The sequence below is a fragment of the Streptomyces sp. NBC_00285 genome (genome assembly GCF_036174265.1).
Classification (GTDB): domain Bacteria; phylum Actinomycetota; class Actinomycetes; order Streptomycetales; family Streptomycetaceae; genus Streptomyces.
Genome location: NZ_CP108055.1, coordinates 5333591 through 5352334, shown reverse-complemented (window position 1 = coordinate 5352334; position 18744 = coordinate 5333591). Strand labels below are relative to the sequence as shown.

General features: G+C 71.8%; 16 protein-coding genes and 1 tRNA gene. 7 read left to right on the top strand and 10 right to left on the bottom strand.

Features of this window, described 5'->3' with window-relative positions; translation table 11 throughout:
• Positions 1-154 precede the first annotated feature (154 nt).
• Positions 155-988 (top strand): triphosphoribosyl-dephospho-CoA synthase, encoded by an 834-nt coding sequence (locus OHT57_RS24640; RefSeq protein ID WP_328748655.1) that lies wholly within the window; start codon positions 155-157, stop codon positions 986-988.
• 100 nt (positions 989-1088) lie between these two features.
• Here the strand turns inward: OHT57_RS24640 and OHT57_RS24635 are convergent, their stop codons facing one another.
• The 4 genes from OHT57_RS24635 to OHT57_RS24620 all read right to left on the bottom strand — a co-directional run bounded on the left by OHT57_RS24635 (position 1089) and on the right by OHT57_RS24620 (position 6861).
• Entirely contained in the window at positions 1089-2345 is a 1257-nt protein-coding gene (locus tag OHT57_RS24635; RefSeq protein WP_328748654.1) for an MFS transporter, read from the bottom strand.
• Between the two features lie 10 nt (positions 2346-2355).
• Positions 2356-3738 (bottom strand): MocR-like pyridoxine biosynthesis transcription factor PdxR, encoded by a 1383-nt coding sequence (gene pdxR, locus OHT57_RS24630; RefSeq protein ID WP_328748653.1) that lies wholly within the window; start codon positions 3736-3738, stop codon positions 2356-2358.
• Positions 3739-3801: 63 nt separating this feature from the next.
• Entirely contained in the window at positions 3802-5268 is a 1467-nt protein-coding gene (locus OHT57_RS24625) for an aminopeptidase P family protein (RefSeq protein WP_328748652.1), read from the bottom strand.
• Between the two features lie 81 nt (positions 5269-5349).
• The gene (locus tag OHT57_RS24620; protein ID WP_328748651.1) at positions 5350-6861 is read right to left on the bottom strand and encodes a PP2C family protein-serine/threonine phosphatase; all 1512 of its coding nucleotides are present in this window, start codon (positions 6859-6861) and stop codon (positions 5350-5352) included.
• 452 nt (positions 6862-7313) lie between these two features.
• On the opposite strand from OHT57_RS24620, the gene OHT57_RS24615 reads away from it, so the two are divergent.
• Positions 7314-7979 carry a bifunctional DNA primase/polymerase gene (locus tag OHT57_RS24615; RefSeq protein ID WP_328748650.1) on the top strand — a complete coding sequence of 222 codons (666 nt, stop codon included), beginning with the start codon at positions 7314-7316 and terminating at the stop codon, positions 7977-7979.
• Between the two features lie 56 nt (positions 7980-8035).
• Positions 8036-8641, top strand: a complete 606-nt coding sequence (locus OHT57_RS24610; RefSeq protein WP_328748649.1) for a hypothetical protein — start codon at positions 8036-8038, stop codon at positions 8639-8641.
• 245 nt (positions 8642-8886) lie between these two features.
• Here the strand turns inward: OHT57_RS24610 and OHT57_RS24605 are convergent, their stop codons facing one another.
• From OHT57_RS24605 to OHT57_RS24595, 3 genes are all read right to left on the bottom strand, one after another.
• Positions 8887-9852 (bottom strand): DUF5926 family protein, encoded by a 966-nt coding sequence (locus OHT57_RS24605; protein ID WP_328748648.1) that lies wholly within the window; start codon positions 9850-9852, stop codon positions 8887-8889.
• A gap of 201 nt (positions 9853-10053) precedes the next feature.
• Entirely contained in the window at positions 10054-10692 is a 639-nt protein-coding gene (locus tag OHT57_RS24600; RefSeq protein ID WP_443053479.1) for an ATP-binding protein, read from the bottom strand.
• A gap of 58 nt (positions 10693-10750) precedes the next feature.
• On the bottom strand, positions 10751-11578 hold the full coding sequence (locus OHT57_RS24595) for a glycerophosphodiester phosphodiesterase (protein ID WP_328748646.1): 828 nt from the start codon (positions 11576-11578) through the stop codon (positions 10751-10753).
• Positions 11579-11836: 258 nt separating this feature from the next.
• Here OHT57_RS24595 and OHT57_RS24590 point away from each other — a divergent pair, with 258 nt between their 5' ends.
• Positions 11837-13324: a S1C family serine protease gene (locus tag OHT57_RS24590; RefSeq protein ID WP_328748645.1), complete on the top strand. Its 1488-nt coding sequence runs from the start codon at positions 11837-11839 to the stop codon at positions 13322-13324.
• Between the two features lie 89 nt (positions 13325-13413).
• Here the strand turns inward: OHT57_RS24590 and OHT57_RS24585 are convergent, their stop codons facing one another.
• Positions 13414-13980, bottom strand: coding sequence for a hypothetical protein (locus tag OHT57_RS24585; protein ID WP_328748644.1), 567 nt, complete (start codon positions 13978-13980; stop codon positions 13414-13416).
• Between the two features lie 368 nt (positions 13981-14348).
• On the opposite strand from OHT57_RS24585, the gene OHT57_RS24580 reads away from it, so the two are divergent.
• Positions 14349-14435: transfer RNA gene (locus tag OHT57_RS24580), tRNA-Ser, on the top strand.
• A gap of 417 nt (positions 14436-14852) precedes the next feature.
• Positions 14853-15347, top strand: a complete 495-nt coding sequence (locus tag OHT57_RS24575) for a hypothetical protein (protein ID WP_328748643.1) — start codon at positions 14853-14855, stop codon at positions 15345-15347.
• Between the two features lie 26 nt (positions 15348-15373).
• Here OHT57_RS24575 and OHT57_RS24570 read toward each other — a convergent pair whose 3' ends face one another.
• Positions 15374-16303: a DUF4231 domain-containing protein gene (locus OHT57_RS24570; RefSeq protein WP_328753315.1), complete on the bottom strand. Its 930-nt coding sequence runs from the start codon at positions 16301-16303 to the stop codon at positions 15374-15376.
• Between the two features lie 455 nt (positions 16304-16758).
• Between OHT57_RS24570 and OHT57_RS24565 the strand changes: the two genes are divergently transcribed.
• A complete protein-coding gene (locus OHT57_RS24565; RefSeq protein WP_328748642.1) occupies positions 16759-17604 on the top strand; it encodes an aminoglycoside N(3)-acetyltransferase in 846 nt (281 codons plus the stop codon).
• A gap of 63 nt (positions 17605-17667) precedes the next feature.
• Here OHT57_RS24565 and OHT57_RS24560 read toward each other — a convergent pair whose 3' ends face one another.
• Positions 17668-18552 carry a bifunctional DNA primase/polymerase gene (locus tag OHT57_RS24560; RefSeq protein WP_328748641.1) on the bottom strand — a complete coding sequence of 295 codons (885 nt, stop codon included), beginning with the start codon at positions 18550-18552 and terminating at the stop codon, positions 17668-17670.
• Between the last annotated feature and the right edge of the window lie 192 nt (positions 18553-18744).

Below are 18744 nucleotides of genomic sequence, written 5' to 3'. Positions count from 1 at the left end.
GCCCAAGGTCCTGACGGACACCCCTCCTACGATCCCGGCCATGACGGGAAACCACTGGAACACCGACATCACGTTGACCGGCGCCCCACCCCCGGGTGGCGATCCGTCCGAAAGTGCCGGTCCCGCCGCCCCGACCTCTTCGTAAGGTACGGCCATGAGCAGCCGCGAGGACGAGGCGCTGGCGCTGGCCGCCGTGGACGCGCTCACCGGGCAGCTGGCCCTGGCTCCCAAGCCGGGCCTGCCCGACCCGCGTGACCTGGGCGTCCGTGTCACGAGCAATGACCACTGTTCCCTGCGCTGGTCGGCCAAGGCGCTCGCGCCCGGCCTGGCGGCGATGGCCGCCGCCGCCCGCCGCACCGGCGAACCCACCCCCGGGCTGCGCGCGGAACTGGGAGCGATCGGCCGCTGCACCGAGCACTCGGTGGGCCTGGCCGGCGGCGGTCACCGCGGTGCCCTGTGGACCCTCGGTCTGCTGGTCGCCGCGGCCGCCCTCGACCCGGGGGCGCGGTCGAAGGACGTGGCCGCGACCGCCAAGAAGATCGCCGCGCACACCGACAAACGGGCTCCACGCCGTGCCTCCCGGGGCTCCTCGGTCTCCGCGAAGTACGGCGCCGCGGGCGCCCGGGGCGAGGCACGCGCCGGATTCCCGCACGTGCGGCGGGCGTTGGACGCCCTGGCGGGGGCCCGCAAGGCGGGCGCCGACGAGGCCGAGGCCCGCCTGGACGCCCTGCTCACCGTGATGTCCAGTCTCCAGGACACCGAACTCCTTTACACGGCGGGCCCGTTGGGGCTGCGCCATGTGCAGGCGGGCGCTCGGGGCGTCCTGGAGGAGGGGGGTACGACGACGGAGGCGGGCCGCGAGGCCCTGCTCGCCCTCGACGCCGACCTGCACACGCGCGCGTGGAGCCCCCGTGGCAGCGCGGGGCTGCTCGCGGGGGCCCTCTTCGTGGACGCGCTCCCGGCGACACCCGGCCAGCGGTCGGCCTGACATGTCCGGGCGGGCGGGTTCCTGTCCATGGTCGCCGCCTGTCCGAACCCCGCCCGAACCGGCGTCGGCTCATGGTCATGGCCGAGCCGCGGGACGTCCGTCAGTTCACGCAGCCCACGGCCGCGGACTGCGCCCGACCGGCGTCCCGCTGCGAGGTACGGCCGGCGGCTCGGCGGGCCGCCGGCCCCATCGCGTACGACGCCAACAGCGTCACCCCGCCGAGGAGCAGCCACCCCGGCGTGCCCCACTCCACCAGCAGCGTCGTCAGCACCAGCGGCCCCAGCGTCCTGGCCACCGTCACCCCGGTCCCGAAGAACCCCTGGTACTCGCCGACCCGTTCGGCCGGAGCCAGGTCGAAGGAGAGCTGCCAGGATCCCGCCGACTGCCCCATCTCGGCCACCACCTGGAGCACGGCCCCGACGACCAGCGCCCCCACGGCGACCCACGGCGAGGCGCCCGCCGACAGGGCGAACACCGCACAGGCCGCCAGCATGACCCACCCGGACCGCCGCACCGCGCGGGTGGCCGACTCGAGCCCGGTCACACCGCGGGCCATGCGTACCTGGAAGACCATCACGGCCCCGGTGTTGAGGACGAACAGCGCGGAGACCAGCCAGGTCGGTGCCGCGGTCCGCTCGGCGATCCACAGCGGAATCCCCAGGCTCAGCAAGGGCATCCGCAGCAGCAGGACGGTGTTCAGCAGCGTGATCACGGCGTACGGCCGGTCGCGCAGCACACTCGAACCGCGACGCTTCTCCGCAGACACCGCGGACACCCGGGGTGCCACCGACGGCAGCCTCAGCAACAGCACCGCGCACACCGCGAAACTCGCCGCGTCCACCGCGAACACCCCGAGATACGCGGCCCGCGTCCCGGCGTGCAGCGCGAGCCCGCCGAGCCCCGCACCCACGGCCAGCCCGGCGTTCAGCGTCGCCTGGAGGTGGGCCAGCAGCCCGGTCCGCTCCCCGGCGGACACCAGCCCCGCGAGCAGTGCCTGCCGGGCGGCGGCGAGGCCGGACTGGGCGGAGGCGTAGGCGCAGGCCGCCAGGACGAACGGCACGAAGTCCCGGACCACCAGGAAGGACGCCACCGCCAGCCCCGTGGCCAGCGCCAGCAGCACCGCCGTACCGCGCGCCCCACGCCGGTCCGCGAGCCGCCCGAGCGGCACCCCCACCACCGACCCGACCGCCCAGCCGACGGTCAGGCCGAGCCCCACGCGCGCGGGGTCGAGCCCGACGACGTGCGTGAAGTACAGCGCCGACGTCACGTAGTAGGCGCCGTCCCCGACGGAGTTGCTCAGCTGGGCGAGTGCCAGAACGCGTTGCGGCCCCGCGGGCGGGACGAGTGAGTTCGTCATGCCAACGACACTAGAAGCGCAGTGGGCCACTCGGCAGACCCAATGAAGGTGCTTGAGGTTGGCCCAATTCCAGCACCCTGGCCAGCACCTCCAGCGCCTGCGGATACGCCCCCTCCCGAGGCGTCCCGTACCCCACGACGAGCCCCTGGCGAGAGCCCGCCGCATGCCAGTGCTCGCCGAGCGACCCCACCGCGAGCCCCTCGGCGTCGGCCCGGGCCAGCACCGCCTCCTCGTCGCCGACCTCGACCAGCGCATGCAGCCCGGCCGCGATCCCCCGCACCCGCCACCGCGCCCCCAGCCGCTCCATGAGCAGGTCCCTGCGGCGCCGGTACCGGAGCCGGCACGTGCGCACGTGACGGTCGTAGGCATGGCTGCGGATCAGCTCGGCGAGGGCGAGCTGCCCGATGGACTCCGTGCTGTGGTCGCTGTGCAGTTTGGCGTCGGCGAGGGGCCCGACGAGCTGCGGCGGCAGCACCATCCACCCGAGCCGCAGGGCCGGACCGAGCGTCTTGGACGCCGTCCCGAGGTAGACGACCTGTCCCGGCGCCATCCCCTGGAGGGCCCCGACGGGCTGCCGGTCGTAGCGGAACTCCCCGTCGTAGTCGTCCTCGACGACCAACGCCCCACGCGCGCGTGCCCAGTCGGTCAGGGCGCGCCGACGTGAGGGGTGCAGGGTCACGCCGGTCGGGTACTGATGGGCGGGAGTGACGACGACGGCGTCGGCGGCCGGCAAGTCGTCCGGGCGGGCCCCCAGCTCGTCGACCGGTACCGGCACCACCCGCCCGCCACCGTGCCGTACGACTTCCCGGTGGAAGGGCAGCCCGGGGTCCTCCATGGCCACGGTGCCGCCCTCCAGGACCCGCGTGAGCAGCGCGAGCCCCTGCACGGCCCCGGAGGTGACCAGGATCCGTTCGGGAGGCGCGACGACCCCGCGGGCCCGCCCGAGGTACTCGGACAGAGCGGTCCGCAGCTCGATACGCCCCAGGGGATCGCCGTAGTCGTACGCGGAGACGGGTGCGGTGGCGACGGCCCGCCGCACGGCCTTGAGCCAGGTGTCAGCGGGAAAGGCCCCGACGTCCGGACTGCCGGGCCGCAGATCGAAACGCGGCGCACGCGTGCGTGTCCTGCTCTCCGAGGGTCTGTCCTGAGTGGCGGGCAGGAGAGCGACGACGGTCCCCGATCCCTGCCGGGCGGTCAGATACCCCTCGGCGATCAACTGGTCGTAGGCCGCCTTCACGGTCCCCCGGGACACCCCCACCTCCTCGGCGAGCCGCCGGGTCGCGGGCAGCCGGGCACCGGGAGCGAGCCGCCCACCGCGAACGGCGTCGCGCAGGGCCCTCTCGAGCCCGGCACGACGGCCGTCAGGAGAGCTGATGTCGAGATGCAGGTCCACCGAAACCTGCTCAGGGGCGCGGGGAACTGCGCGACCAGCCCCCCACGCACTCGCAGTGGAATCTCAACCCTTGAGACCCGCCATCCACGCCTCGACCTCATCGGAGCGCCGAGGCAGCCCGGACGACAGATTCCGGTTCCCCTCCTCCGTCACCAGGAGGTCGTCCTCGATCCGCACCCCGATGCCCCGGTACTCCTCGGGCACGGTGAGGTCGTCGGCCTGGAAGTACAGACCGGGCTCGACCGTCAGCACCATCCCGGCTTCGAGAACGCCGTCCACGTACGACTCCACGCGCGCGGCCGCGCAGTCGTGCACGTCCATTCCGAGCATGTGTCCGGTCCCGTGCAGCGTCCACCGCCGCTGGAGCCCCAGCTCCAGCACCCGCTCGACGGGCCCCTCGACGAGGCCCCACTCCACGATCCGCTCGGCGAGCACCCGCTGGGCCGCGTCATGGAAGTCCCGGTACTTGGCGCCCGGCTGCACGGCCGCGATCCCGGCCTCCTGGGCGTCGTACACGGCGTCGTAGATCTTCTTCTGGATCTCGCTGAAGCGGCCGCCGACCGGCAGGGTCCGCGTCACGTCGGCGGTGTAGTACGTGTGCGTCTCGACGCCCGCGTCGAGGAGCAGCAGGTCACCGGAGCGCACCGGTCCGTCGTTGCGCACCCAGTGCAGCGTGCAGGCGTGCGGCCCCGCCGCGGCGATCGTGCCGTAGCCGACGTCGTTGCCCTCGACGCGCGCGCGGAGGAAGAAGGTGCCCTCGATGTACCGCTCGGAGGTGGCCTCGGCCCTGTCGAGGACCTTCACGACGTCCTCGAACCCGCGAACCGTGGAGTCGACCGCCTTCTGGAGCTCCCCGATCTCGAACTCGTCCTTGACGAGCCGCGCCTCGGACAGGAAGACCCGCAGCTCGTCGTCCCGCTCGCCGGTGACCTTGTCGCTCAGTGCGGCCTCGATCCCGGCGTCGTGGCCGCGCAGGACCCGCACCGGACCGGTGGCCTCGCGCAGCGCGTCCGCCAGCTCACGCACATCGGAGACGGGGAGGCCGTACAGCTTCTCGGACTCGGTGAGCGAGTGCCGCCGGCCGACCCACAGCTCGCCCTGCCCGGAGAGCCAGAACTCGCCGTTCTCGCGGTCGGAGCGCGGCAGGAGGTAGAGCGTGCCGGTGTGACCGCCGGAGGCGACCGGTTCCAGGACGAGCACGCCGTCCTCGGTCTGGTTGCCGGTGAGGTAGGCGTACTCGACGGACGCCCGGAAGGGATACTCCGTGTCGTTCGAGCGCGTCTTCAGATTGCCGGACGGGATCACCAGCCGCTCACCCGGGAAGCGGGCGGACAGTGCCGCACGACGGGCCGCGGTCTCGGCGGCCTGCGCGATCGGCCGCAGGTCGTGCAGCTCCGTGTCGGCCCAACCGGACTTCATGCTCTCGGCCAGCTCGTCGGACACGCCTGGGTACAGTCCGTTCTTCCGCTTCTTGATCGGCTCCTCGGGCTCGGCTGTCTCGTCCGGACTGAGCTCTTCGGCCACGGTCATCCTCCTAGATACGGCACTGGACCCCGTCCATCGTACGGTCGTACGGAAGGGGCCCAGAGTCGAAGGAACTGTGACAACCCGCTACTCGAAGTGAGCCGCCAGCAGGACGACGTCCTCCTCGGAGTCCGCCTCGTCCCGCCCGTCCGGCAGCACGGTCCGCAGGACGTGGTCGGCGATCGCCCCGGGGTCGCCGCGCAGCCTCTTCGGCACTCCGGCCGCCGCCGAGTGCAGGCGCGCGAAGGCGCGGTCGGTGGGGTCGCCGGTGCGGTGCAGCAGCCCGTCGGTGTACAGCAGAACCGTCTCTCCGGGTTCGGCGCGCAGCTCCACGCTCGGCGCCTCCCAGCAGGCGAGCATGCCGAGCGGCGCGGACACGGAGGTCTCCACGAACTCGGTGCGCCGCTCGCCGATCAGCAGCGGCGGGCAGTGCCCGGCACCGGCCAGCGTGATCTTGCGCAGCGCGGGCTCGCAGTAGGCGAACAGGGCGGTGGCCGAGCGAGCCGGTTCGGTCAGGCGCAGAAGCAGCTCCAGGTCGGACAGGACCGCGACCGGGTCCTCGCCCTCCATCACGGCGTACGCCCGCAGGGAGGCTCTGAGGCGTCCCATCGCGGCGATGGCGCTCGCGCCGCTGCCGGTCACCGAACCGACCGCGAGGCCGAGTGCCGCGTCCGGCAGCGGCAGCGCGTCGTACCAGTCGCCGCCGCCGCGCGGACCGGTGCGGTGCCGGGCGGCGAGCCGCACACCGGCGACGCGGGGGAGCCGGGACGGCAGCAGCTCCTCCGCCATGGTCGCCATGCACGCGCGCGTGCGCTCGACTTCGAGGAGCCGGGCCAGGTGCTCGGTGGCGAACCGGGCGTACAGGCCGACGAGGTGGCGCTGGCGCTCGGCCGGTTCGGCGGGTTCGTCATAGAGCCACACGGCGGCGCCGAGGCGGCCGGCGGCGTCGGTGGACAGCGGAAGCGCGTAACTGGCTCCGTATCCCAGGCGGGCGGCGACCTCGCGGTGGCGCGGGTCGAGGCCCTCCTCGGCGAGCAGGTCGGGCTGTGCGATCTCACCGTCGCCGCCGGGCAGCCCGTCGAGGATCCTGCCGTACGACATGGAGCTGCGCGGGACGGTTTCGATGTGCCCGAGGTCGGCTCGCGCGAGGCCCAGGCCAAGGGTGGTGTCGGGGCCCAGTCCGTCGTCCGGTTCGAGGACGACGAGTCCGCGCCGGGCGCCCACCAGGGCGGCTCCCGCATGCAGCAGTTCCTGCAGCGCCTCGGTCAGGGTGTCCGTGCGCGTGAGGCGTTCGGTGAGCTCGTGCAGGGTCGTGAGGTCGGAGACCCAGCCGGCGAGACGGTCCTGGAGCAGGGCGCCGGGTGCGTTCGGGGAGGGGACCGATGGGGTGGGCGTGGCGGCGGTCGCGGGCGCGACAGTGTGTGCGGGTGCGGGAACCGTTGAATCGATTCCAGCCACTTTCGGAGGGTGAGGGGCGTTCATGTCGTCCGGCTTTCCGACCGGTGCGTATTGCTCAAAAGCATCGCAAACCCCCATGTCATTCTGCGCCGCTAGCAGTGTCTCCACATGTACACGCACTCGTAAGGGGATGTCCAGCATTGTCCTGCCGGGATTCCTGGTGTCCGTGGGTAACGGGTGGGGAGTGGGCCGATGGGTTAAGTTGGCTCAAAACTGCATCGGGTTACGGTGTATTGAGGTCGACTGGCCTTGCTCCACAGAGCGTCACAGCGGTCGTGATGGGTACGTACTCGGTAAGGGCCAGGGGTGGCGGACAGCCACCCGGAACCTGGTGACCGGCCCGGGCGTCTTAACCACCGACGACCGAGCCCCATCCTCCCGTGGCGGAGGCGGAGAGAAATACGCGCGACGGCAAAACGCCAGACTTCGCCACCCCCCGCCACGCCCATGCTTTTGATAGACGCAGTATGGGGTTCCCCTTGTCTCGGACAAGGGTGTGATGCGCCAACAGGTACGCACAGTGAAGTGATCGACACATGGTGTGATGTGGTCCTCGGTGTTGCCAGCGGTGCAACGGAAAGGAACGAGCGCTCATGCGCGAGATCCTCGGAAGGCGACGCAGGCTCCTGTCCCAGCGCAACGACGGAAGGCCTGAATTGATCAGCGCGGCCCTGACCATCGCTACGGAATGGCAGTGGCCCGTACTCCCGGGTGTGGCACCGGACCCTGAGGGCCGGGCCCGCTGCGGCTGCCCCGACCCGGAGTGCACGGTTCCCGGCGCCCACCCCTTCGACCCCGGCCTCCTCGCGGCCACCACCGACGCGCGCATGGTGCGCTGGTGGTGGAGGAACCGCCCCGCCGCGCCGATCGTCCTGGCCACCGGCGGCACGGCACCCTGCGCGGTCAGCCTGCCGGCGCTCCCGGCCTCCCGTGCTCTGGCCGCGCTCGACGCCAAGGGCATCCGCCTCGGCCCGGTGGTCGCCTCGCCGACCCGCTGGGCGATTCTCGTCAAGCCGTACTCCCTGGAGCAGCTGGGCGAACTGCTGTACGCCCAGGACCACGTCCCCGGCTCCCTCCGCTTCCACGGCGAGGGCGGCTACCTCGCCCTGCCCCCGTCGGAGACCGGGCACGGTGACATCGCATGGGAGCGGGCTCCGCTTCCCGGCTCGGCCTCCCCATGGGTCCCCGACGTCGAGGCCGTGGTGGACGCCGTGGTCGAGGCCCTCACTCGTACGGGTGTGAGCGCGCCCGAGTTGTAAGGGTGTCGAGCGCGGGCGGAACCGGGTGCCCGCGCTCGGTCGTTATCGTCCGCTTCATGCTGCGCCATTCCGGGGGACGCCCCCCAGACCCCCGACGAGACCCCCGACGGATCCGTCTGCTCGCCCTGTGCGGTGTCGTGGTGTGCGCGGTCGCGCTGCCGCTGGCCGTGGCCTCCGCGGGACAGGTGGGCGACGGGGGGCGCGCCGTCGTACGTGATCTCGTGCGTCCTTCCGTACGGCCCTCGGTGCGCGAGGACGAGAAGGCGCCCCTCCCGGCGGCGAGCGGCTCCCCGCTGCTGCTCGGCCTCGGTCTGGCCACCGCCGCCCGCTGCGGTCCGGACCTGAACTCCCCCGACGGTGTCGAGGCACAGACCTGTGTGCTCACACAGGGCGAGGAAACCTGGGCGCGCACCTACTACCGCAATGCGACCGGCGCGGCGCTGGATGCCGTGCTCAGCCTCATGGGACCCGGCGCACGCTCGGTGCAGATGCACTGCGTCGTCGGCGCCGACGACGAGCCGGACAGCTGCGAGACGCCCCGGCAGCAGACCCGGGGGGTGCCGGACGACTACACGGCGGTCGCGGAGTTCGCGGCCCGGCCGGACGGTGGACCGCTGTTGCTGCGGTCCGGGAGCAACTCCGGGGAAATCACGGGCAGTTGACGGGCGGAACCGGTGAGTAAAGGTTGCCCGGGCATAGAAAGACCCGGTTGCTGGCGACGGGGGATGCACCAGCAACCGGGCTATTGGAACCGTAACAAGAGATCTGCCGTTCGCAAATTCGACCGCGGCGTGCCGTGGCTGATTCGGACACCGACTCGCCGCTTTTCGGCGGGAGTTGTGTGCGGACCGGGTGGCTGTGTGGAGAAGCGGTGCGACTGACTGGCCGGTCAGTCGCACCGACTCCGTCAACTCAGCGTGACCTGGCGGTTGGTGAGGCCGCCGCGGGCACGGCGCTCCTCGGGAGTCAGCGGAGCGTCCGTGGCCAGCGCGCCCGCGAGTCGCTCGGCGAACTCGGCGGCCGGCTTCTCGACATCCTCCGCGGTGACCCCGCTCGGCAGGTCCCAGACCGGGACGGTGAGGCCGTGAGCACGGAAGGAACCGACGAGCCGGGTCCCCTCGCCGAGGCTCGAACGCCCGGCCGCGTGCAGCCGCGCGAGCGCGTCCAGAAGCTGCTCCTCGGGGTGCGGCATGACCCAGCGCAGGTGGTTCTTGTCCGGGGTCTCGCACCAGTAGGCGGCGTCGACGCCGGTCAGCCGGACCGTGGGGATGGCCGCGGCGTTGGCCCGCTCCAGGGAGGCGGCCACCTCGGGCGTGGAGTTGTCCGCGTCAGGGACCCAGAACTCGAAGCCCTCGTGCACAACTGGCTCGAACGCGCCTTCGGGGTCGAGCAGGTCCTGGAGTCGCGGCCCGTCGGCGGGGGCGCGGCGGCCCTCCACCGGGGTGCCCACAGGCGCGGTCAGCGCGCGCCGCAGGGTGTCGGCGAGGTCGCGGCTGATGTCGCCCGAGGCCGTGTCGTTCTGCAGGCCGAGCAGCACCGAGCCGTCGTCGCGGCGCAGGGCGGGCCATGCCATCGGCAGCACCGTGGCCAGCGTGACCGACGGGACGCCCTCGGGGAGGCCGTCCCGCAGGGGCAGTTCGACGGTGGCGGCGGGGACCAGCTCGCGCAGGGCCACCCAGTCGCCCTCGCCCGGCAGCCCCTCGAACGGACGCTGCACCAGCTCGGTCGCGGCCTGCGCGGCGGCCCGGCCGTGGCAGGCCTTGTAGCGGCGGCCACTGCCACAGGGGCAGGGTTCGCGGGCGCCGACGACCGGGACCTCGCCCTCCGTGATCTGCGGGCGCTTGGCCTTCGTCTGGGGTCGCTTCTTGGCCATCGTGGCTGTCTCCCGGTTACGGCTCGTCTCGTACGGCGGGAGCCTAGCCGTTCGTGACTTGGCCGACGGGAGCCTGTGGACAACGCCCCGCGGTTTCAGGGGCGCGGAGCTGTCACATATGCGGCTCCACCTCGACAAGCCACGACAAGCCGCGTCGAACCCGCAGCCGCCGGACGGCATCTCCTGGCCCCGCGTGGGCCTTCAGTCGAGATCGTTGAACGCGTCCGCGAATCCCAGGTCGGATATCGCGGACACCGAAGGAGCGATGACCCGCGACACGAAGTCGTCGCGACGGCGCCCCGCGTCCGGATCGTGAACGTCCGCGTGCACGATCACCCAGACCGTGACCTCGCCCCGGGCATCGTCCCTGACACCCCAGTCGTCGGCCAGCGCGGTGATGATGTTGAGCCCACGCCCGCCGTGCGCGGTGACCGAGGGCGTGGCCGGAGCCGGGCGGGTGGGTCCGCCGCCGTCCGTCACCTCGACCGTGAGCCTGCCGCCTGCCTCCACCCGCCAGGCGGCACGGACGTCACCGTCCCCGGCCAGGGCGTCGCCCAGCGGCCGACCGTGTTTGCAAGCGTTGCTCAAGAGTTCGGAAAGAATGAGTACGGCATCGTCGATGACCGATTCCGCCACGCCGCCCGTGCGCAGTTGCACGCGCATACGGTGCCTCGCTGTCCCCACGCCCGCAGGGCCATGAGGTACGGCCATGCTCGACGACGTGGGCACCTCCTGTGCCACCACCAACGCCACCCCCGAGACCTCCTTCGCCCCACGCCACGGTGTGGATGCCCCATTGGCCTGTACCGGAAACCGGCCAGTCGCCCTCCGCCGACGCATTCGCCATCATCGAACACGCACCGAACGCGCCGGGGCACACCCTGTGACGGTTCCGACGTCAGCGGCCCAGGCGGTCGAGCACCGCGCGGGGGCGGTTGGTGATGATGGCGTCGACTCCGAGGTCCACGCAGAGGTCCACGTCCTCCGTCTCGTTCACGGTCCACACGTGCACCTGGTGGCCCGCCTTCTTCAGGCGCTCGATGTACCCGGGGTGGTTGCGCACGATCCGGATCGAGGGCCCGGCGATCCGCACCCCCGCGGGCAGCCGGCCGTCCCGCAGCCGGGGCGAGACGAACTGGAGCAAATAGACCGTCGGCAGCGTCGGCGAGGCCGCACGCACGCGATGCAGCGAACGGGCCGAGAAGCTCATGACCCTGATCGGGGACTCGGCGGCCGAGGCGGGGGCGTCGAGGCCGAACCTCTTCAGGAGCGCCAGCAGCCGCTCCTCCACCTGGCCCGCCCAGCGGGTGGGGTGCTTGGTCTCGATGGCCAGCTTCACCGGCCGCCCCGCGTCGGCGACGAGTTCGAGCAGCCGCTCCAGGGTGAGGACCGAGGTGTCCTCCCGGTCCTCGGGCCGGTACACCCAGTCCGGCTCCTCGTCACGGGTGCGCCACAGCTCCCGGGTCCTGCGGGAGCTGAAGTCCAGGGCGGCGAGGTCGGCGAGCTCCAGGGCCGAGACGGCGCCGCGACCGTTGGACGTACGGTTGACTCGGCGGTCGTGGACACAGACGAGATGGCCGTCCGCCGTGAGACGTACATCGCATTCGAGGGCGTCCGCGCCGTCCTCGATCGCTTTCCGGTACGCGGCCAGGGTGTGCTCGGGGGCGTCTTCCGAGGCTCCTCGGTGGGCGACGACCTGTGTCAGCTGCTGTCGTGCGTGGGTCACCGCGTCATGGTGCCACCGCACGGGGGTACGCGTGCGAACGGAGGCGTATGGATTGCGCCTCTTTTGTCTTACATGGCCTATATAAAGAACGGCCATGGACGCACAGGGACCGCTTATGGTGCCCTGACGGCCCATGGGAAAAGCTGACGGCATACAAAAGGACATGTACAGCTGACGCACGCCGGACACCGAGCGGCTTTGGCCGAGCGTGACCATGTGCGACCCGACAACGACAGCCGTGGACCGAGGAGAGAAGCTGTGAGCACCGAGAACGAGGGCACCGCGGTACCCCCGGCCCCGTCTGCACCCCCTGTGCCGGTGGACGCTCCCGCGGCTTCGGCGCCCCACGCCTCCGACGCGGGCGCCCCCACCACTCCGATCCCGCCGAGCACCCCGGGCGACGCCCACCAGGGACCGGAACTCGTGCACGCCGGACATGCTCCGGCGTACGCCTCGGCGGAGGGTGCGGGCGGAGCACCGCAGTACCCCGGCCCCGAGGGCGCGTGGCCGCCGCCGCAGGCCCCTGGCACGCCGTTGTACGCCGACGGCGGCGTGGGCGCCGGTGAGGGTGCCGGTGGCGCGGGCGGCGTCTGGGGCGCGGCCTACCAGCAGCCCGCCCCGAAGCCGAAGAACGGCCGCGGTGGCCTCGTCGCCGCGGTCCTGGTGGCCGCACTGGTCGCCGGCGGCATCGGCGGCGGTCTCGGCTACACCCTGGCCAAGAACAACGACGACGGTTCCTCGACCACCCTCTCCGCCTCCGACAGCGGCGGCAGCGTCAAGCGGGACGCCGGCACCGTCGCGGGCGTGGCGCAGAAGGCCCTGCCCAGCACGGTGACCATCGAGGCGGAGTCCACCAGCGGTGAGGGCGGCACCGGCACCGGGTTCGTCTTCGACACCCAGGGCCACATCGTCACCAACAACCACGTGGTGGCCGACGCGGTCGACGGCGGCAAGCTCACCGCGACCTTCCCGAGCGGCAAGAAGTACGACGCCGAGGTGGTGGGTCACGCACAGGGCTACGACGTGGCGGTGATCAAGCTCAAGAACGCGCCGAGCGACCTCAAGCCGCTCACCCTGGGCAACTCCGACCAGGTGGCGGTCGGCGACTCCACGATCGCCATCGGCGCCCCCTTCGGCCTCTCGAACACCGTCACCACAGGCATCATCAGCGCGAAGAACCGCCCGGTCGCCTCCAGCGACGGCAGCGGCTCGAACGCCTCGTACATGAGCGCCCTGCAGACCGACGCCTCGATCAACCCGGGCAACTCGGGCGGCCCGCTGCTGGACGCCCAGGGCAACGTGATCGGCATCAACTCCGCGATCCAGTCCAGCAGCAGCGGCGGCCTCGGCGGCACCAGCCAGTCCGGCTCGATCGGCCTCGGCTTCGCCATCCCGATCAACCAGGCCAAGTACGTCGCCCAGCAGCTGATCCAGACCGGCAAGCCCGTCTACGCCAAGATCGGCGCGTCCGTCTCCCTGGAGGACTCATCGGGCGGCGCGAAGATCACCAGCGAGGGCGCCGGGGGTTCCGCCTCGGTCGAGTCGGGCGGCCCCGCGGCCAAGGCCGGCCTCAAGCCCGGTGATGTCATCACCAAGCTCGACGACTCGGTCATCGACTCCGGGCCCACGCTGATCGGCGAGATCTGGACCCACAAGCCCGGCGACAAGGTCAAGATCACCTACGAACGGGGCGGCAAGACCCACACGGTCGATCTCACCCTGGGCTCCCGCACCGGCGACAGCTGACCGGCACGCGCACACCCTGACCCGTCACCGAATGAGGCGGTCTTGCCGGAAGCCAGGCTTCCGGCAAGACCGCCTCTGCTCGTCGCGAGCTACCGGATCAGCGCACCGTCGGTGATCTGGGTGGCGATGCCGTCCTTGAGCTGGACCTCGGCCTCCACACCCTTCTTGGCGGCCTTCTCCAGGTCGGCCTCCTCGCACGGGGCGTCCACCTTCGAGCCGGCGGTGCCGCAGATCTGGCCCCCGCCCAGGATCACGGTGTCCTCGGCGAGCCAGAAGATCTGCTGCTCACCGCCGGATCCCTTGGCCGCGGGGCCGTCGACCAGGTACTTGCCGGGCGCCACGTACCGCACGATGCCGTACCAGGTGCCGGTGACGCTCTTGCCCTTGCTGGTGCCTCCCGTGACGGACTCCCCGGAGCCGGGCGTGCTGCCGCCGCCGGAGGTGCCACTACCGGGCGTGCTCCCGGAGTCGGAGTCGGCGGCGGGCGTGGAGGTGTCGCTGACACCCTTGGCGTCGGACTTGTTCGTCGTCGCCGTCGCAGAGGCCGTGCCAGCCTTGTCGGCGGCGTTGCTGCTCGGGTCGCACGCCGTCATCAGCAGAGTGCTGCCCAGGAACGCGGCAGAGACGAGGAAGGCCTTGCGGCGGTTGCGGATCATGGGTCAATTCACCTGAGTATTCGGTTGGTTGGCGCTGAGCGGGGTTGGTTCCTCAGCAGGTGTTCGATCACTATGAGAGAGCCGGGACACGAGCAGTTGCGTCGGTCCTTGATCCAATACAACGCCGTCGCAATCCCGTGACATGAACAACTCGGTTCCACGGAACCGGGGTTGATGCCGCCCGCCACGCGTCGGGGCAGCCCCGGGCCCACCCGCGTCGGCCTGGGGCCGCGGACAGGGTGCTGATGCTCGGCGCAGTGGGTGTGGGCCGCGGAACAGAGCCAGTGGGCCCCGTGTGGGCCACGGCCGCTGCGAAAGTCGGGAGCCGGTACGCTGTACCCGCTCCGCCCCTGGTGGGCGGGTGCGCGGGTGGGTTGCCCGAGCGGCCTAAGGGAACGGTCTTGAAAACCGTCGTCGCAGCGATGTGACCGTGGGTTCAAATCCCACACCCACCGCAGGTGAACGGCCCCTGACCAGGTGAATCGGTCGGGGGCCGTTCTCATGTGCGCCGGCGGTCGATCGGGCGCGGCAAGGGCACGACACCCTGCCGCATCATCACCAGGACTCGGCCTGCAGGAACAGCGTGATCACTTCCGCGACGAACCAGACGGAGAACACCAGACACGCAAGCCACAGCCCCCACAAGAGCCGGCGAACCTCTCGTCGTATGCGCATGAGCGGATCATCCCTCGTCACGGTCCTCGGCCTGCCGCCCGCCCGGTCTTCCATCCCGGTGCCGGGCCGATCCCGCGCCCGAGGTTGCAGTGGGCGCCCCTTTCGGGTGGCCGGGGTGGCGGCGATGTGTGGCTTCGGTGTCGGGACTGGGTAGGGAGCAGGGCGTCCGGCCGGTTCTCACGGGGGTGGCGGAGAGCGTGGAGCGTACGACTCGGATCGGAGTCACCGGTCACCGGGACATCCCCGAACCGGTGGTGGAGTGCGTGCGGGCGGGGATCCTCGACGAGTTCGCGAGCCAGGCCGCGGGCGGTCCCGTCGAGGCGTTCAGCGCCCTGGCCGCCGGCGCCGACCAGCTCTTCGCCGACCTCGCGCTGCGGAACGGGATTCCCCTCACCGCGGTCATCCCCGGCATGGACTACGAACGCCACCTGGGCGGACAGGAGACCCGTGCCGCGTTCCGCCGCCTGCTGCTCGCCTGCGCGGACCGGGTCGACCTGCCGGTCGAGCGGACCCGGGAGGAGGCGTACCTGGCGGCCGGGCACTGGATCGTGGACCACACGGACCGGCTGGTCGCCGTATGGGACGGTGAGCCCGCGCGGGGGCAGGGGGGCACCGCGGACATCGTGGCGTACGCGAGTCGGGTGGGCGTACCGGTGAAGGTGCTGTGGCGACCTGGCGCGCGACGCCCCTGACCCGGCCGGGGCCCCTGCACGGCGGTTCAGCCGCCGAAGCGTGCGAGCCAGTCGGTGTGCTGCGGCAGCATCAGGTGTTCCGTGTCGGACACGGCCTCGGGCCAACGTTCCTCGGTGACGCTCTGGGCCAGCGCCGCCCGCTGGGTCTCCAGTCCCTCTCGTACGAGCGTGTGCGCGTAGGAGAGCGGGTGGTGGCGTCGGGTCTCCAGCCAGGCGACGCCGGTCGCTGCTGAGGCGGCGAGCAGGCCGCTGAGGTCCCAGCCGGAGAGGACACCGGTGCTCCGGAACACCGCGGCGGCCAGGGCCAGCAGGGTCAGCAGTGCGGTCAGCGCCGACCAGAGAGCGGCGGACCGGCGTGCCTGGACGGCCCGGCCGCCGTACCAGCCGAGTTGGTCGAGGACGCGGTCCCGCAGGTAGATGTCCTTGCGGACGGTGAAGGGCTTGTCGCGTACCGCCCGCATCGCGCGGGTGATCTGCGGGTGGCGCGGATCGTCCGCCTCGTGACGGCCGGCCGGGTCCCACAGGGTGTTCCGGACGGGGGCGGGAGCGAGGGCCGGGGCGGTTCCGGGGCCTGAGGAAGGCTCCTGCCACCCTATGCGCCGTAACGACCGCAGGTGTTCCTCCAGTTGCTGTTTGAACAGCCCGTCGGCGTCGGGTACCCGGGAGTGGAACGGCCCGCCGTGCACCATGTACTGCCACGCCAGCGACTTGACGGTCTCGGCGGCGTCGCGGTGCGCCTGCCAGTGGGCGCGGGCCCGGCGGCGCTGGATGACGACGCCGGTGACCACGGTGAGCCCGTAGAGCAGGGCGGACAGGGCCGTGAGGACGTGGCTGTCGAAGTGGTCGGCGAGGGTGGCGAAGACGGTTGCCACGAGCAGGAGCGCCAGCTGGGTCATGGTGGCGCGGAACGCCTCGCTCTGACGGTTCATGGCCCACTGGTCGTTGGAACGGAACAACGGCGGCAGGTCGTCGTTCCCAATCGTCGCGCGCGGCCCTGGAACGTTGTGCCCGGATGTGGTTGCCGCCATGAACGGGTCACCTCGCGATGAAGAGGGGAAGACTCATGGTGACGTGGAGTCGTGCGGGTGCCAACACCGCGTGTCCGGCGAGGACTTGAGGCCGGAGTCGAAACGAGAACCGCGCGGCACCACCCCTTCCGTGACCCGTCGGACCGCGGTCTGATGGTGAGGACGATGCCCGGCGGGACCTCCGCGCGGCTACGCTCACCGCCGAGCAGGACTTCGGGTCGGGGCATCTCACGTTCCCGGTGGGTGACCACAGACGCATCGACGTCGTTCTGGAGATGCCGCCGACCCTTGGTCCGACGCACGATGCGAACGCCCGGACCGGATCACGGACATCTCATGCGACGACCCGTACAGAGCCACCGACATCTTCAGGGAGCGCTGCGTTGACCAGCCGTGCCGTCCGACTCGCCGAGACTCCCGGGTCTCTGCTCGATACCGACGAACTCGCCGCTCAGCTAAGGGTGTTGGGGATCCGGTCCGGTGACACCGTGCTGGTGCACGCGTCCCTGAGCGCCGTCGGGCAGGTGCGCGGCGCGGTCCCGGCGGTCGTCGACTCGCTGCTGGACACGGTCGGCATGGACGGCACCCTCGTCGTCTACACCCAGACCCCCGACAACTCCGACCCGTCCCGCTGGCCCGTCACCCGTGGTCGTTCCGTGCCGGTGGCGCAATGGGCCCGGCTGCGGGAGACGCTGCCCGCGTTCGATCCGGAGCGGACCCCGAGCTACGGCGTCGGCGTGCTGCCGGAGGAGGTCCGCACCCGGCCCGGCGCGGTGCGCAGCAGCCATCCGCAGAGTTCGTTCGCCGCGCTGGGGCCGGCCGCCGCGCGGATCACCGACGGACACGCCCTGAACTGTCACCTGGGTGAGGAGTCCCCGCTCGCCCGGCTGGAGGAACTGGACGCCCGCGTCCTGCTGTTGGGCGTCGGCTACTCCGTCTGCACGGCCTTCCACCTGGCCGAGTACCGGGTGCCGGGCCAGGGCAGCCGCCAGTACGGTTGTGCGGTCGCCGACGGCTCGGGGCGGCGCTGGCACCGTTACGTGGACGTGGACTTCGACGCGTCGGACTTCCCGGCGCTGGGCGACGCGTACGAGTCACTGTCGGAACGTCCGGTGGCCCGGGGCAGGGTGGGCGCCGCTGACAGCCGCCTGTTCGACCTGGCTCCGGCGGTGGCGTACGCGGCGAAGTGGCTGACCGAACACTGCCCGAAGTGGGGTTCGGCCGAGTAACACGGCAGCCTCCTCCTCCCGCTCACCAGCGCCCCGCCCCACGCCCCCGAGGCTCCAACTCCCTCACGGCGCCCGGTACCCCGACATCCGCGCCGCCGACGCGATCGTCGCCCGGGCCTCCCGTTCCGTGAGCCCCGTGTTGAGGGCCGCGTCCACCAGGGGGGCGACCAGCGCGGGGCCGATGCCGTTCTCGTAGGCGCGGCACGCGGCCCAGAACAGGCGGGTGTTGCGCTGGCCCTCGTGGGCGGCGAGGACGAACTGGACCAGGCCCTGGCCGTGGTCGCCGGCCGAGGGGTGGGTCGCGGGGTGGGTGGGGCGCGGTGGTGGCAGGAGCAGACGGAGCAGGGAGGGCGGGCAGGCCGCGGGGGCCAGGTGGGCGGTGCCCGGGGCCGTGGCGTAGACGCCGTGGTCGGTCGCCGAGCCGGGGCCGACGAGGTAGCCGCCGGCGCCCCGGATGTCGATGCCGGGGGCCAGGCGGCCCGCCGAGTTGGGGACGGCGGCGTCGGGAGGGCCGGTCAGCCACAGGTGGCGGCCGCCGCTCGGGGTCAGTACGACGACCGTGTCGGGGATCGTGAAGAGGTGGCGCAGGGCCAGTTCGCGCAGGGCCGCCGAGGAGTCCGTGCCCGTCTTGGTGTCCAGGTCGATGCCGATCAGATGGTGGGGCGGCAGGCCGCACGCGATGCCGTAGCCCGTCGCCCAGGGGGCGGCGGCGAAGAGCTCGCGGATGCGGACGGGGTCGGTCGAGGCGTCGTAGACCCCGTGGCCGAAGCGGCCGCACTCGCCGTGGCAGGGCGGTGCCGGAGGGCCTTCGGGGTTGTCGTCGCGGTGGGGGGAGCGCAGGGCCGGGAGCTTGGTCCGGGACAGGGGGATGACGGCCAGTCCGCGCTCGGCGGCTGACAGGGCGTGTGCGAGGGCCAGCGTCGTGGCCTGCCGGTCTGTGGTGGCCATGCCTCTATGTTCGTACGAGTGTTCGAAAAAAGGAAGGGTGAGTGGGCCCGACTCGCCGAGGTCGGGGGATTGGCCGGAAATCTGCCGAAACGCTTCCCCCGGTGTCCCCCTTGATGATCAAGGGCCCTCGTCGCCCCGGGTTCGCCCCGGAAGTCACGAAAGGGGTTTATCGACTTGTCCTCACGCTTCAGG

Excerpts from the sequence above, each read along its gene's own strand:
- OHT57_RS24640 (WP_328748655.1), top strand. The coding sequence starts at position 155 with ATGAGCAGCCGCGAGGACGAGGCGCTGGCGCTGGCCGCCGTGGACGCG.
- OHT57_RS24635 (WP_328748654.1), bottom strand. The coding sequence starts at position 2,345 with ATGACGAACTCACTCGTCCCGCCCGCGGGGCCGCAACGCGTTCTGGCA.
- OHT57_RS24625 (WP_328748652.1), bottom strand. The coding sequence starts at position 5,268 with ATGACCGTGGCCGAAGAGCTCAGTCCGGACGAGACAGCCGAGCCCGAG.
- OHT57_RS24620 (WP_328748651.1), bottom strand. The coding sequence starts at position 6,861 with ATGCTGGACATCCCCTTACGAGTGCGTGTACATGTGGAGACACTGCTA.
- OHT57_RS24615 (WP_328748650.1), top strand. The coding sequence starts at position 7,314 with ATGCGCGAGATCCTCGGAAGGCGACGCAGGCTCCTGTCCCAGCGCAAC.
- OHT57_RS24610 (WP_328748649.1), top strand. The coding sequence starts at position 8,036 with ATGCTGCGCCATTCCGGGGGACGCCCCCCAGACCCCCGACGAGACCCC.
- OHT57_RS24605 (WP_328748648.1), bottom strand. The coding sequence starts at position 9,852 with ATGGCCAAGAAGCGACCCCAGACGAAGGCCAAGCGCCCGCAGATCACG.
- OHT57_RS24600 (WP_443053479.1), bottom strand. The coding sequence starts at position 10,692 with ATGCGTCGGCGGAGGGCGACTGGCCGGTTTCCGGTACAGGCCAATGGG.
- OHT57_RS24585 (WP_328748644.1), bottom strand. The coding sequence starts at position 13,980 with ATGATCCGCAACCGCCGCAAGGCCTTCCTCGTCTCTGCCGCGTTCCTG.
- OHT57_RS24560 (WP_328748641.1), bottom strand. The coding sequence starts at position 18,552 with ATGGCCACCACAGACCGGCAGGCCACGACGCTGGCCCTCGCACACGCC.